This is a genomic window from Streptomyces sp. SAI-170 (genome assembly GCF_049739565.1).
Taxonomy (GTDB): domain Bacteria; phylum Actinomycetota; class Actinomycetes; order Streptomycetales; family Streptomycetaceae; genus Streptomyces.
The window spans coordinates 2,343,093-2,357,433 of record NZ_JBMGQD010000001.1 but is presented as its reverse complement, the minus strand read 5'-3'; the positions used below and the strand labels follow the sequence as shown (position 1 = coordinate 2,357,433).

Below are 14,341 nucleotides of genomic sequence, written 5' to 3'. Positions count from 1 at the left end.
GCCGCGCCGGTCGCTCGCCCGAGCCGACCAGGCACTACGACGGAAGGCCCGTCCCCTCACCGGGGGCGGGCCTTCCGCGTGCTCAGGGGGTCACTGCGCGGCGGCGTACTTCTCGCTCACCTCGTTGAAGACGCCCTCGGCGACCTCACCGAGGCGCGGGCCGGCCAGCCAGCCGCCGGTGATCGGGCCGATGGAGGTGTTGGACACCAGTGCCGGCTTGCCGTCCGAGCCCTCGGCGACCCAGCCGCCGCCGGAGGAACCTCCGGTCATGGTGCAGCCGATGCGGTACATCGTCGGGTCGGAGGCGTTCAGCGACAGCCGACCGGGCTTGTCCTCGCACTGGTGCATCGACTGGCCGTCGAACGGCGGCGCCGCCGGGTAGCCGGTGGCGGTGAGGCTGTCGATCTTCGGCACGGCGGGCGCGTTGAAGTCGACCGGCAGCGCCGAACCGACCGTCTCCTCCAGGGACTTGCCCGAGCCGCCCTCCTCCGGCGTCACATGGATCACCGCGAAGTCGTAGCTGGCACCGTCACCGCCGGTCGCGCCACCCTGCTCGATCCACTGGTCGGACGTCTGCACCCAGTCGCCCCACCAGACGCCGTACGGAGCGACCTGCTCCTTCGTGGCGTTCTCCAGCTCGGCGGCCGACAGACCCGAGTCGTTGTACGACGGCACGAACGCGATGTTGCGGTACCAGCCGCCCTTCTTGCCCGCGTGGACACAGTGGCCGGCCGTCCACACCATGTTCGACTTGCCGGGGTGGGCCGGGTCCTTCACGACCGTCGCCGAGCAGACCATCGTGCCCTCGGGGGAGTCGAAGAAGACCTTGCCCGCCACGGGGACGCTCTCGTGGTACGGCGTCGACACCGCCTGCGCGTCCACCGGCTCCGGCTCCGGGTCGGTCACGCCCTGGTCACCGGAGATGTCGTTCTCGTCGACACCCTTGTCCGGGTCCTCGGCGTCCCGCATCCGGTCCGGGTCCCACAGGTCCTCGATGATCGGGTTGACGAAGTCCTCGGCCTCGCGCAGCCAGTCGTCCTTGTTCCAGTTCTTCCAGGCGCCGTTGCGCCACTTGTCGATGTCGATCCCGTGTTCCTTGAGACGCTGCTTGATGTCGTCCGGGATCTTGATCTTGTCGTCGCCGGCCACGGCGCTGGCCGATGCCTCGCCGCCCGCCGCCTCGTCGCCCGTCTCACAGGCCGTGGCAGTCAGCGTGAGCGCCGACACGAGAGCGACGGCGGCCGCGGCACGGACGGGACCGCGGCGTGCGCTCCCCCCTCGGCGAGCGGTGAACGACGGCCGTATGGAACGCATGTGCTGACTCCCCCTGCTGTGGACGAACGTGGCGCTGCACGCCAGGACGCCCCGCACCGGCGGGGCGTCCTGGAACGGCACCCCACACTATGCGGTCGCTGTGGGGGACTTCCGACGGAACGGCAACGGTTCGGATACAAGCGGCCTGACCTGGGCGGGACTTCGAGGTGACGCCTCTCGGCGCCGCACTGCTCGCCTCGACAGGTGGCGGTGCTGGGACTCGGGGAGTAGCGGGTTGGAGGCGGAGTTGGGGCGTATTGAGGGGTGCATCGGGTGCATCCGGGGTTTTGCTGAGGTGTGCATGGGCGCTCCGCCAACTGGTGTGCGCGGCCGGGGTGACGCGCTGTAGTGCCGTCACCGCAGGGATCTCGGGTCAACCCGTAACCCGGTCGCGGTAGCGGGGTTGGTAGCGGTGGGCGGGCGATTCGAACGCCGTCGGGGGAGGGCGGGAACGGCGACCGGGTTTCGAGCATCGGCACATGGGTGCCGGGTGCCGGGTGCCGGGTGCCGGGTGCCGGGTGCCGCGTGCCGCGTGCCGGGTGCCGGGCGCCAGAGCCGGGCGTCGGGCGTCGGGCGCCGGACGTCAGGTGCCCGGGTGGCGGCATTGGGAGGCCGGCATCCGGACGTCGAGGCGTCGGGCGTCGGTGACCTGGGCTCGAGCTCGGCCGGCATGGGGGAGTCGGGGCCGGGTGTCGCCAAGGGCGGGCCACCAGGCCTTGCTGTGGGGCGGGGGAGTACGAGCGATGGCTCGGCTCCTGACAGTGGGAGGACGGAGAAGAGTGACCGTGACCGAGGAGACCTCGCGCAGCCGGACGGTGCGCGAATCGGCGGCGCGTACCTATGCGCACGCACTGCCGATCGTGCCGGTCCGGGCACGCGGACTGACCATCGAGGGCGCCGACGGCCGCCGCTACCTGGACTGCCTCTCGGGCGCCGGCACACTCGCCCTCGGCCACAACCACCCCGTCGTACTCGAAGCCATCCGCACAGTCCTCGACTCAGGCGCACCCCTGCACGTCCCTGACCTGAGCACCCCCGTCGAGGACGCCTTCGTCACCGAACTCCTCCGCACCCTGCCCCCCGACCTGGCCGCACACGCCCGCGTACGCTTCTGCGGCCCTTCCCGTACGAGCGCCCTGGAGGGGGCCCGCCGACTCGTACGGTCCGCGACCGGCGGCACAGAAGTAATCACTCTCAGCCCCACCCGAACGGAAGGCGGTTCACCGGCCGCTGCCGGCAGCCCGCCGGATCTCGGACTCGTTGAGGGAGAGGGCGAATCGCGTGCCGAAGCGGTCGAGGTCGCTGGCTGCAGCCCCCAACCCGTCAATGTCTGGCCCGAGTCCGTCCATCCGGCAGGTGTGATCGTCGAGGCGGTCCGGAACGACGACCGGGTCGGCCCCACCCCCGACAGCTGGATGAGGGAAGTCCGCCGACTCACCGCCGACCGAACCGTCCCGCTGATCGCCGACGAGACCGAGACCGGAGTCGGTCGTACCGGCGCCTTCTGGGCCGTGGAGCACAGTGGTGTCACCCCCGATGTGATGGTCCTGTCCAAGGCCATCGGCGGCAGCCTGCCGCTGTCCTTGATCGTCCACCACGCCGACCTGACACCCGACGCCCCCGTGAGCACGGTCCGCGGCAACCAACTGGCCATGGCCGCCGGCACGGCCACCCTCAGACACGTCCGCGAGAACGGCCTCGCCGAACGGGCAGCCATCTTGGGACGCCGCGTACTGCTTCAACTCGTGGAACTGTCACGAGAGTTCCCGTGCATCGGTCATGTCCGGGGAAGAGGGCTCCTGACGGGCATCGAGTTCACCCCACCGGAGTCGGACGAGGCCCTGGCCGCAACCCCCGCACCCGGCCCCAGCTCCGCCCCAACCCGGGTTCCCCTCCGCACAACCGCCTCCGAACTGGCCGCCGGCGTCCAGCGTGAGTGCTTGCAGCGAGGCCTGATCGTCGGTCTCGGCGGCACCGACTCGAACGTCGTGCGGCTGCTCCCGCCCCTGACCATCAGCGACGAGCAGGCCGATGCCGTGATCGACCGACTCTCCGAAGCGGTGGCGGCAGCGGCCCGTGGCCATCGGGCCGGGTAACTCACCCCAGCCCTGCCGGAACCGCCGTGCCACGCCACCGCCGTGCCACCCCACCCAAGGCATCACCCTGAGGAACCGCGTTGAACACCACCCCCGCTTCTGATCACACCTCCCCTCCCTCGATTCCGGTTTCCGGCGCTACCGAGCCCCGTTCCAATGAGCAGGGCCACACAGTCCCTCGGCAGTACGCCGGTACCGCCGAGTCGGCTCATGCGCGGCCCGCAACACCCGAGGCCCGCGAACCCGCCGACCTCGCCGAGCCCCTTGACCACCCCGACCCCCACATGGCCGCCCAAGCCGCCGCCACGGAGAACCTCCTGCGCTGCTGGGTTCGTGAGACCCGCCTCCCCGCTCCGTCGGACGGCATCCTCCGCATCCCCCTCCCCGCCACCGGCGTGACCCTCCTGGCACCCGTGCGCTACTGGTCGCCGACCGGCTGGCACCGCTTCGGCCCACCTTCCCTCCTCGCCGCCCCCGCGCATGCGCCGACGATCGACCCGGTCACACTCGCCGCACTTCTCGCGCGGGAGGGGGAGAGCGCAGGGGGCTCGGAGAGCGGGCTTGCTTTGGCCGGTGCATCTGGTGGGGCTGCGGCAGTCAGTGTGGCGGCCTCCGGCGGCGTATCAGACCCGTCCACAGCCCACCGGTCCGGTACCTCCGCTGTCTCTGGCCCCTCTGGCACCAGCGAAGCAGCCGACTTGGTTGCCCGCGTCGCCGATTCCGTCCGCCGTACCGCAGCCTTCATCAGTGACCGGCGGAGCCGACCCACTGACGGCCCGGACCTCTTCCTCGCCGCCGAACAGGCACTCGTGCTCGGTCACCCTTTGCACCCCACCCCGAAGAGCCGCGAAGGACTCACCGAGACTGAAGGGCGCTTCTACTCACCCGAGTTGCGCGGCTCCTTCCCGCTGCACTGGATCGCCGTCTCTCCTTCCGTTCTGGCCACCGACTCCGCCTGGACCGAGCGCGGCCGGCCGGTCCCCGCGGCACAGCTCACCGCACGTCTCGCCGGCCCAGGGCTGCCACTGCCCGACGGCCACGCCGCGCTGCCCCTGCACCCCTGGCAGATGCGAGAGATCCGCAACCGTCCTGAGACCGCGCCCCTGTTCGACGCCGGCCTCCTCAGGGATCTCGGCGCCCACGGTGCTCCCTGGTATCCCACCTCCTCCGTGCGCACCGTCCACCGCACTGCCGCTCCGGCCATGCTCAAGCTGTCGCTGGGCCTGCGGATCACCAACTCCCGCCGTGAGAACCTGCGCAAGGAACTCCACCGAGGCGTGGAAGTCCACCGTCTGCTGCGAAGCGGCCTCGCCCGCCGATGGCACGCCGCCCACCCCGGCTTCGACATCATCCGGGACCCGGCATGGCTCGCCGTGGACGGACCGGACGGCCACCCCGTGCCCGGAGTGGACGTGGTGATCCGGCACAATCCGTTCACCGCTTCGGACGACGTGAACTGCGTCGCCGGACTCGTCGCTCCCCGCCCCTGGGCAGAGCCGGGCGCCGCAGGCAGCCGCAGGGGACCCGGCAGCACGGTGGTGCGGTCGCGGCTCGCCGCATTGGCCACACGGCTCGCTGCCCGAACCGGCCGGCCGCGAGGCGCGGTCGCCGCCGAGTGGTTCCTGCGCTACCTCGAACACGTCGTCCGTCCGGTGCTGTGGCTGGACGCGGAGGCGGGCATCGCCCTGGAGGCACACCAGCAGAACACGCTGCTCCTGCTGGACGCCGACGGCTGGCCCAGCGGCGGGCGTTACCGCGACAACCAGGGCTACTACTTCCGCGCCTCCCGACGCGACGACCTCGAAGCCCAGCTTCCCGGCATCGGCAAGCACAGCGACACCTTCGTCTCCGACGAGGTCACCGACGAGCGCTTCGCCTACTACCTCGGCATCAACAATGTGCTCGGTCTCGTGGGCGCGTTCGGATCCCAGCGTCTCGCGGATGAACGGCTGCTGCTCGCCGCGTTCCGCCGCTTCCTCGAGGGCGTTGCCACCGGTCCCGCCCGGCTGAGCACCTCCCTGCCGGCCCGACTGCTCGACTCAACCGACCTGCGCTGCAAGGCCAACTTGCTGACGCGGCTGCACGGTCTCGACGAACTCGTCGGCCCGGTGGACACCCAGTCGGTCTATGTCACCATCGCCAACCCCCTCCGCTCCTGATGGCCCCTTCGTCATCTGTCGTCACCTACTCCCTTCGCTTTTGGGGAACGTGCCTCAGCCCGCCTCCCGAGAGGAGCGTCGTCGTGCCTCCCACCGACCCGAGCGCCGACTCCTGCCACCCGTCCGTCACCGAGCTCACGGACCTCACCGGGCTCACAGACCTCACCGGGCTCACCGGTCTCGACGAGGTCACCGATCTCGATGAGCCAACCGAGAGCCCCGAGCAGGTCCTGGGCGGGGACGTCGAGGACACCCTGGACCTGCGGCTTCCGGACGACTTCCTCGCATGCCTCTCCGAAGAGGCCGGAGGAGCCGGGGCGGCAGGCATTCCCGAGGCGGCCGCGGCACGGGGCGCCGGCGGGCCGGTGGCGGACCGGCCGGACCTGCTAGACGGCGTCGGTGCATGGGCCCCAGCTGTCACCCCTGCGGGCGTGTTCCAGCTGAACCCCGTGCGCCTCGACCGTGACCTGCCGCTCATCGTGCGCTGGATGAACGACCCCGCCGTCGCGGCCTTCTGGGAGCTGTCCGGCCCCCCTCAGGTGGCCGAGGAACACCTGAGGGGCCAGCTCACCGGCGACGGGCGCAGCGTTCCCTGTCTCGGCCTGCTGAACGGCAGCCCCATGAGCTACTGGGAGATCTACCGGGCAGACCTCGACCCGCTGGCTCGCCACTACCCGGCCCGACCTCATGACACTGGAGTTCACGTGCTCATCGGCGGTGTCGCCGACCGCGGCCGCGGGCTCGGCAGCACGCTCCTGAGATCCGTCGCCGACCTCGTCCTGGACAGCCGGCCCGCCTGCGCACGTGTCGTAGCGGAACCTGACCTTCGCAACACCCCCTCCGTCTCCGCTTTCCTCACCGCAGGCTTCCGGTTCGCGGCCGAGGTCGACCTTCCCGGGAAGCGAGCCGCCCTGATGGTCCGCGACCGGTCCCTGCGTCATCTGCTGTAGCCCTGCGCCACAGCGTCGTCACTTTTGGTACACCGCTCGCGGTGTTGCGGTTCCCATTCATCAACGACGATTTCCGCCCCTTCCATCCGCGGCGTGCGACGGGGGGGCACGGGGGCGGCGCGGGTGTCTGTCATTCGTCATCGGCGCCGCAAGGCGAGCTGCTCGCACCAGCACCGCAGGAACTCAGCCGCTCACCAGCACTACACGAGGTCGCCGCTCCCCAGCGCTGGACGAGTAGCACCTGCCCGCCCCCTCACCAGCACCCTTCAATGCCTCCGCACACAAGCACCAGCACCCCAGCCAGGGCTGCCGCGCTCGCCCCCTGTCCTCACCGGCCACCCTCACCAGTCGCACCCCCCGCCTCCACCTCCACCCACCATCCCTGCTCAACACCAGCCCACCGCTCGCTGCCTCCGTACACCACACCCCCACCCCCTCACCCACAAGAGACCCACAGCCTTGATCCCACCCCTCGCATCACCCACGATCACCCGTTTGTCAGTGCCGAGCCGTAGGGTGGTCGCGCTATGACGAAGCCCTCACTCCCCGAACTCCTGCATGCCGCCGTCTCCGCTGTCGGCGGCACGGAGCGCCCCGGCCAGGTGGCCATGGCCGAAGCCGTCGCGGAAGCGATCGACGACGGCGCGCATCTGCTCGTCCAGGCCGGCACCGGCACCGGAAAGTCGCTGGGCTACCTCGTGCCCGCGCTCGCGCACGGAGAGAGAGTCGTCGTCGCGACGGCGACGCTGGCCCTGCAGCGCCAGCTCGTGGAGCGGGACCTCCCGCGCACGGTCGACGCGCTGCACCCGCTGCTGCGCCGTCGGCCGGAGTTCGCAATGCTGAAGGGCCGGTCGAACTATCTGTGCCTGCACCGCCTCCACGAGGGCGTGCCGCAGGACGAGGAGGAGGGCCTCTTCGACCAGTTCGAGGCCGCCGCACCCACCAGCAAGCTGGGCCAGGACCTGCTGCGGCTGCGTGACTGGGCGGACGAGACCGAGTCCGGCGACCGGGACGATCTGACGCCGGGCGTGTCGGACCGGGCCTGGTCCCAGGTGTCGGTCTCCTCGCGCGAGTGCCTCGGTGCCACGAAATGCGCGTACGGCGCCGAGTGCTTCGCGGAGACGGCGCGTGAGCGGGCCAAGCTGGCGGAGGTCGTCGTCACCAACCACGCCCTGCTGGCCATCGACGCCATCGAGGGCGCCCCGGTCCTGCCCCAGCACGAGGTGCTGATCGTGGACGAGGCGCACGAGCTGGTTTCGCGCGTCACCGGCGTCGCGACGGGTGAGCTGACCCCCGGCCAGGTCAACCGCGCGGTGCGGCGCGCCGCGAAGCTGGTCAACGAGAAGGCCGCCGACCAGCTCCAGACGGCCGCCGAGGGCTTCGAGCGCCTGATGGAGCTGGCCCTGCCCGGCCGCCTGGAGGAGATCCCCGAGGACCTTGGCTACGCGCTGATGGCGCTGCGGGACGCCTGCCGCACGGTCATCTCCGGAATCGGCGCGACCCGCGACAAGTCCGTTCAGGACGAGGACGCGGTCCGCAAGCAGGCTCTGGCGTCCGTGGAGTCGGTGCACGACGTTGCCGAGCGGATCACGAACGGCTCGGAGTGGGACGTTGTCTGGTATGAGCGGCACGACCGCTTCGGCGCCTCCCTGCGCGTGGCGCCGATGTCCGTCTCGGGCCTGCTGCGCGAGAAGCTGTTCGCGGACCGCTCGGTGGTCCTCACGTCCGCCACGCTCAAGCTGGGCGGCGACTTCAACGGCGTAGGGGCGTCCCTGGGGCTCGCCCCAGAGGGCACCGAGGGCGATGATTTCCCGCAGTGGAAGGGCGTCGACGTGGGGTCGCCGTTCGACTACCCCAAGCAGGGCATCCTGTACGTCGCCAAGCATCTGTCGCGTCCTGCGCGGGACGGCGAGCGCACGGACATGCTCGACGAGCTGACGGAGCTCATCCAGGCGGCCGGCGGGCGCACCCTGGGCCTGTTCTCCTCCATGCGGGCCGCCCAGCTCGCGGCGGAGGAGCTGCGCGCGCGCATCCCTGAGTTCCCGATCCTGCTCCAGGGCGAGGAGACCCTGGGTGAGCTGATCAAGAACTTCGCGGCCGACCCGAAGACGTGTCTGTTCGGCACGCTGTCCCTGTGGCAGGGCGTCGATGTCCCCGGCCCCAGCTGTCAGCTGGTGGTGATGGACAAGATCCCGTTCCCGCGCCCGGACGACCCGCTGATGAGCGCCCGCCAGAAGGCGGTGGAGGACGCGGGGGGCAACGGCTTCATGGCGGTCGCAGCGACCCATGCTGCCCTGCTCATGGCTCAGGGAGCCGGTCGTCTCGTGCGGGCGACGGGCGACCGTGGCGTGGTCGCCGTACTCGATCAGCGGCTGGCCACGGCCCGCTACGGCAGCTATCTGAAGGCGTCGCTGCCCGACTTCTGGTACACCACGGACCGTAACCAGGTGCGGAAGTCGCTGGCGGCGATCGACGCCGTGGCGAAGCAGGCGGAGGAGAAGTGATCGGTGGGTGGCCTGTCCCGGCGCCGGGACAGGCCACCCACCGATCGAAACGCGCCGGTCAACGGGCCTGGACAGGGCCCGGACAGCACAGGGCCCCGGAACCGGCGCAGGGGTTCCGGGGCCCGGTCAGGGAGGCGGGTGGTCGGCGGTCCCGCCGGCGGGAGGGTCAGACGCGGCGGAGTACGGCCACGACCTTGCCGAGGATGGTCGCGTCGTCGCCGGGGATGGGCTCGTAGGCCGAGTTGTGCGGGAGGAGCCAGACATGGCCGTCCTCGCGCTTGAAGCGCTTGACGGTGGCCTCGCCGTCGAGCATGGCGGCGACGATGTCGCCGTTCTCGGCGACGGGCTGGCGGCGGACCGTGACCCAGTCGCCGTCGCAGATCGCGGCCTCGATCATGGAGTCGCCGACGACCTTCAGGACGAACAGCTCGCCGTCACCGACGAGCTGCCGCGGCAGCGGGAAGACGTCCTCCACCGACTCCTCGGCGAGGATCGGCCCACCGGCGGCGATCCGGCCGACCAGCGGCACGTACGACGCGGCGGGCTTGCCCGCGGTGTCCGTGGGCTGCACGGTGGCGGCCTGGTCCGAGCCGCGCACCTCGTACGCGCGCGGGCGGTGCGGGTCGCGGCGCAGGAAGCCCTTGCGCTCCAGCGCCATGAGCTGGTGTGCGACCGAGGACGTGCTGGACAGGCCGACCGCCTGGCCGATCTCGCGCATCGACGGCGGGTAGCCGCGGCGCTGCACCGAATCCCTGATGACCTCGATCACCCGGCGCTGCCGGTCGGTCAGACCGGAGCTGTCCGCCCTGATACCTGGAGGTCGCCCCGGCAAGGAGCGCTTGTGCCCCTCGGGATTCACGGATTCGTTCATCGCATGCACCGGCTCGAGTCGGCCCTGGGAGCGGTCCTGGGCGGTGATGGTGGCGCTGTCTGTGGTGGTGGTCACGTCGGCCCCTCTCGATTGTCTCCCTGCCCGGACAACGGTAGTTGCTTTCGAAAGGTTGCGCCAAACACACGTTCGAGTGAAAAAACGCGTTTCGCCTGACGTGATCATGTGTCCGGGTGTATGGCTGACGTGCCGTCTAGCGGGCAAAAGGGTGCATTGCTGTACTCTTCACCGCTGGGTCCGCCGCGCGGGTGTTGCCCCAGTCTGCCATCCGTCGCTCCGGTGATCGGGCACCGGCCCTCGCCCTGCGCGGGAGTCTTACATCTCCTCCCTGCGGCGCCCACGCTATCCCTGCCGGCCGCCTTCCCGGGTCCGAGGGCGCCATTCCCGGCGTCCCGGGCGTGCCGCGCGGGCCCTCGGGCGCGGGGTTCCCGGGCGAGGCAAGGGTGTTCGTGTGCTGTGGGAGGCTGCGACACGCGGCCCCGCGTGCATGTATGCGCCAATCCCCACATCTAGTGGTTGGATTGCAGCAGCAGCCCACAAGTTGTGTTCCCCCGGGTCTTCAGGCCCTCCGGCATCGCCTATGCTTGTGGCTGCTTCGAGGGGCCCAAGAGGCTCCTGAGGCTATTGAGTCTGCTGTGAGGAGGGTTGGGAGTTCATGCACTGCCCCTTCTGCAGGCACCCCGACAGCCGGGTCGTCGACAGCCGTACGACCGACGACGGCACGTCGATCCGCAGGCGCCGCCAGTGCCCTGACTGCTCCCGTCGTTTCACGACCGTGGAGACGTGCTCGCTCATGGTGGTGAAGCGGTCCGGAGTCACCGAGCCCTTCAGCCGTACGAAGGTCATCAACGGCGTGCGCAAGGCGTGCCAGGGGCGACCTGTCACGGAGGACGCGCTCGCTCAGCTCGGCCAGCGGGTCGAGGAGGCGGTGCGGGCCACCGGAAGCGCCGAGCTGACCACCCATGACGTGGGGCTGGCCATACTCGGTCCGCTGCAGGAGCTCGACCTCGTCGCCTATCTGCGGTTCGCCTCGGTCTACCGGGCCTTCGACTCGCTCGACGACTTCGAGGCGGCCATTGCGGAGCTGCGGCAGACGACCTGCCCCGTCGCGGACGAAGAGGACCGCGAGAGCGCCGGCGCGGGGAGCCAGGAAGACGAACGCGGGAGCGGGGAGACCGTCCAGGTCCCCGAGCCCGCGGGTGCCGCCGACTGACGGGCGGGTCGGATCCGGACGCGGCAGTCCGTACCGGCCGGGCCACGGCGGCCAGATGAAGACCTGTTGCGGGCGGCACGCGGGTGCCCGCAACACCAGACAGAACACCGTGCCACGGGAACATTCGGGGCACTTCAGGGCGTTTACGCCCGTACCAGGGAGGCGGCATGACAGAGACGGCGAGCGGTCCGGCACGAGGTTCCCGAGCAAAGGGCGCCAAGGCCACCAAGGGACTGCGCATCGAGCGCATCCACACCACCCCCGGCGTGCACCCGTACGACGAGGTCCAGTGGGAGCGCCGTGACGTCGTCATGACCAACTGGCGCGACGGCTCGGTCAATTTCGAGCAGCGTGGCGTCGAGTTCCCCGACTTCTGGTCGGTGAACGCGGTCAACATCGTCACCAGCAAGTACTTCCGCGGTGCCGTCGGCACCCCGCAGCGCGAGACCGGCCTCAAGCAGCTGATCGACCGCATCGTGAAGACCTACCGGAAGGCCGGCGAGGACTACAACTACTTCTCCTCGCCCGCCGACGCCGAGATCTTCGAGCACGAGCTGGCCTACGCCCTCCTGCACCAGATCTTCAGCTTCAACAGCCCCGTCTGGTTCAACGTCGGCACGCCCCAGCCCCAGCAGGTCTCCGCCTGCTTCATCCTGTCCGTCGACGACTCCATGGAGTCGATCCTCGACTGGTACAAGGAAGAGGGCATGATCTTCAAGGGCGGCTCCGGCGCCGGCCTGAACCTCTCCCGGATCCGCTCCTCCAAGGAGCTGCTGTCCTCCGGCGGCAACGCCTCCGGCCCCGTCTCCTTCATGCGCGGTGCCGACGCCTCCGCAGGAACGATCAAGTCCGGTGGCGCCACCCGCCGCGCGGCCAAGATGGTCATCCTCGACGTCGACCACCCCGACATCGAGGACTTCATCGAGACCAAGGTCAAGGAAGAGGAGAAGATCCGCGCCCTGCGCGACGCGGGCTTCGACATGGACCTGGGCGGCGACGACATCACGTCCGTCCAGTACCAGAACGCCAACAACTCGGTCCGCGTGAACGACGAGTTCATGAAGGCGGTCGAGGAGGGCGGCAAGTTCGGTCTGCGCGCCCGTATGACCGGCGAGGTCATCGAAGAGGTCGACGCCAAGTCCCTCTTCCGCAAGATGGCCGAGGCCGCCTGGGCCTGCGCCGACCCGGGCATCCAGTACGACGACACGATCAACCACTGGCACACCTGCCCGGAGTCCGGCCGTATCAACGGCTCGAACCCCTGCAGCGAGTACATGCACCTGGACAACACGTCCTGCAACCTCGCCTCGCTGAACCTGATGAAGTTCCTGAAGGACGACGGCAAGGGCAACCAGTCCTTCGACGCCGAGCGCTTCGCCAAGGTCGTCGAGCTCGTCATCACGGCGATGGACATCTCCATCTGCTTCGCGGACTTCCCGACCCAGAAGATCGGCGAGAACACGCGCGCGTTCCGCCAGCTCGGCATCGGCTACGCCAACCTCGGCGCCCTGCTGATGGCGACCGGTCATGCCTACGACTCCAACGGCGGCCGCGCCCTCGCCGGTGCCGTCACCTCCCTGATGACCGGTACGGCCTACCGCCGCTCCGCCGAGCTCGCCTCGGTCGTCGGCCCGTACGACGGCTACGCCCGCAACGCCGACGCCCACAAGCGCGTCATGAAGCAGCACGCCGACGCCAACGACAAGGCCGTCCGCATGGACGACCTGGACACCCCGATCTGGGCCGCCGCCACGGAGGCCTGGAACGACGTGCTGCGCCTCGGCGAGAAGAACGGTTTCCGTAACTCCCAGGCGTCCGTCATCGCCCCGACCGGCACCATCGGTCTGGCGATGTCCTGCGACACCACCGGCCTCGAGCCCGACCTCGCCCTGGTCAAGTTCAAGAAGCTGGTCGGCGGCGGCTCGATGCAGATCGTCAACGGCACCGTCCCGCAGGCCCTGCGCCGCCTGGGCTACCAGGAGGAGCAGATCGAGGCGATCGTCGCCCACATCGCCGAGCACGGCAATGTGATCGACGCCCCCGGCCTCAAGCCCGAGCACTACGAGGTGTTCGACTGCGCCATGGGCGATCGCTCCATCTCCGCGATGGGCCACGTCCGCATGATGGCCGCGATCCAGCCGTGGATCTCCGGTGCGCTCTCCAAGACGGTCAACCTGCCGGAGTCGGCGACCGTCGAGGACGTCGAAGAGGTCTACTTCGAGGCCTGGAAGATGGGCATCAAGGCCCTCGCCATCTACCGCGACAACTGCAAGGTCGGCCAGCCGCTCTCCGCGAAGACCAAGGAGAAGGAGAAGGTCGAGGAGAAGGCGGTCGAGCCGACCAAGGTCGAGAAGGTCGTCGAGTACCGCCCGGTCCGCAAGCGCCTCCCGAAGGGACGTCCCGGCATCACCACGTCCTTCACCGTCGGTGGCGCCGAGGGCTACATGACCGCCAACTCCTACCCGGACGACGGTCTCGGCGAGGTCTTCCTGAAGATGTCCAAGCAGGGCTCGACCCTCGCGGGCATGATGGACGCCTTCTCCATCGCGGTCTCCGTCGGCCTCCAGTACGGCGTTCCGCTGGAGACGTACGTCTCGAAGTTCACCAACATGCGCTTCGAGCCGGCCGGCATGACGGACGACCCGGACGTGCGGATGGCCCAGTCGATCGTCGACTACATCTTCCGCCGCCTGGCGCTCGACTTCCTGCCCTTCGAGACCCGCTCCGCCCTCGGCATCCACTCCGCCGAGGAGCGTCAGCGTCACCTCGAGACGGGCTCCTACGAGCCGCTGGACGACGAGGACGTCGACGTCGAGGGCCTCGCCCAGTCGGCGCCGCGCGCCCAGGAGCTCAAGGCCGTCGCCACCCCCAAGGCCGAGGTCGAGGCGGCCAAGCCCGCCCCGAAGCAGGCCCACACCAGCGCCGAGCTGGTGGAGATGCAGCTGGGCATCCAGGCCGACGCCCCGCTGTGCTTCTCCTGCGGCACCAAGATGCAGCGGGCCGGCTCCTGCTACATCTGCGAGGGCTGCGGCTCGACCAGCGGCTGCAGCTGAACCGCTGAGCTCTGAGTGAGAGGGGCGCCGGCTTCCGTGCCGGCGCCCCTCTTCGCCGTACGGGGTCGGCGGGCGGCCACGCGCGTGTGCACCTTCCATGTGCCCACGCGCGTGTGGCCGTTGTTTTCGTACGAGCACCCGCGCGTGCGTACGCGAGTCTGGG

8 protein-coding genes are annotated in these 14,341 nt (G+C 70.0%); 6 read left to right on the top strand and 2 right to left on the bottom strand.

Going from position 1 to position 14,341, the window contains the following annotated elements:
- Nucleotides 1-90 precede the first annotated feature (90 nt).
- Nucleotides 91-1,314, bottom strand: a complete 1,224-nt coding sequence (locus RKD23_RS10355) for a trypsin-like serine peptidase (RefSeq protein ID WP_424853428.1) — start codon at nt 1,312-1,314, stop codon at nt 91-93.
- A 743-nt stretch (nt 1,315-2,057) separates the two neighbouring features.
- Here RKD23_RS10355 and RKD23_RS10350 point away from each other — a divergent pair.
- From RKD23_RS10350 to RKD23_RS10335, 4 genes are all read left to right on the top strand, one after another.
- Nucleotides 2,058-3,410 carry an aminotransferase class III-fold pyridoxal phosphate-dependent enzyme gene (locus RKD23_RS10350; RefSeq protein ID WP_424853427.1) on the top strand — a complete coding sequence of 451 codons (1,353 nt, stop codon included), beginning with the start codon at nt 2,058-2,060 and terminating at the stop codon, nt 3,408-3,410.
- A gap of 80 nt (nt 3,411-3,490) precedes the next feature.
- Nucleotides 3,491-5,569: an IucA/IucC family protein gene (locus RKD23_RS10345; protein ID WP_424853426.1), complete on the top strand. Its 2,079-nt coding sequence runs from the start codon at nt 3,491-3,493 to the stop codon at nt 5,567-5,569.
- 83 nt (nt 5,570-5,652) lie between these two features.
- Nucleotides 5,653-6,519, top strand: coding sequence for a GNAT family N-acetyltransferase (locus RKD23_RS10340; RefSeq protein ID WP_424853425.1), 867 nt, complete (start codon nt 5,653-5,655; stop codon nt 6,517-6,519).
- Nucleotides 6,520-7,046: 527 nt separating this feature from the next.
- Entirely contained in the window at nt 7,047-9,023 is a 1,977-nt protein-coding gene (locus RKD23_RS10335; RefSeq protein WP_424853424.1) for an ATP-dependent DNA helicase, read from the top strand.
- A gap of 166 nt (nt 9,024-9,189) precedes the next feature.
- Here the strand turns inward: RKD23_RS10335 and lexA are convergent, their stop codons facing one another.
- The gene (gene lexA, locus RKD23_RS10330) at nt 9,190-9,969 is read right to left on the bottom strand and encodes a transcriptional repressor LexA (protein WP_404033527.1); all 780 of its coding nucleotides are present in this window, start codon (nt 9,967-9,969) and stop codon (nt 9,190-9,192) included.
- Between the two features lie 598 nt (nt 9,970-10,567).
- On the opposite strand from lexA, the gene nrdR reads away from it, so the two are divergent.
- A complete protein-coding gene (gene nrdR / locus RKD23_RS10325) occupies nt 10,568-11,125 on the top strand; it encodes a transcriptional regulator NrdR (RefSeq protein ID WP_404033525.1) in 558 nt (185 codons plus the stop codon).
- Nucleotides 11,126-11,292: 167 nt separating this feature from the next.
- Nucleotides 11,293-14,178 carry a vitamin B12-dependent ribonucleotide reductase gene (locus RKD23_RS10320; protein WP_424853423.1) on the top strand — a complete coding sequence of 962 codons (2,886 nt, stop codon included), beginning with the start codon at nt 11,293-11,295 and terminating at the stop codon, nt 14,176-14,178.
- The last annotated feature ends 163 nt before the right edge of the window (nt 14,179-14,341 follow it).

Coding starts and splice junctions, on each gene's coding strand:
- nrdR (WP_404033525.1), top strand. CDS start 10,568: ATGCACTGCCCCTTCTGCAGGCACCCCGACAGCCGGGTCGTCGACAGC.
- RKD23_RS10335 (WP_424853424.1), top strand. CDS start 7,047: ATGACGAAGCCCTCACTCCCCGAACTCCTGCATGCCGCCGTCTCCGCT.
- RKD23_RS10320 (WP_424853423.1), top strand. CDS start 11,293: ATGACAGAGACGGCGAGCGGTCCGGCACGAGGTTCCCGAGCAAAGGGC.
- RKD23_RS10350 (WP_424853427.1), top strand. CDS start 2,058: ATGGCTCGGCTCCTGACAGTGGGAGGACGGAGAAGAGTGACCGTGACC.
- RKD23_RS10355 (WP_424853428.1), bottom strand. CDS start 1,314: ATGCGTTCCATACGGCCGTCGTTCACCGCTCGCCGAGGGGGGAGCGCA.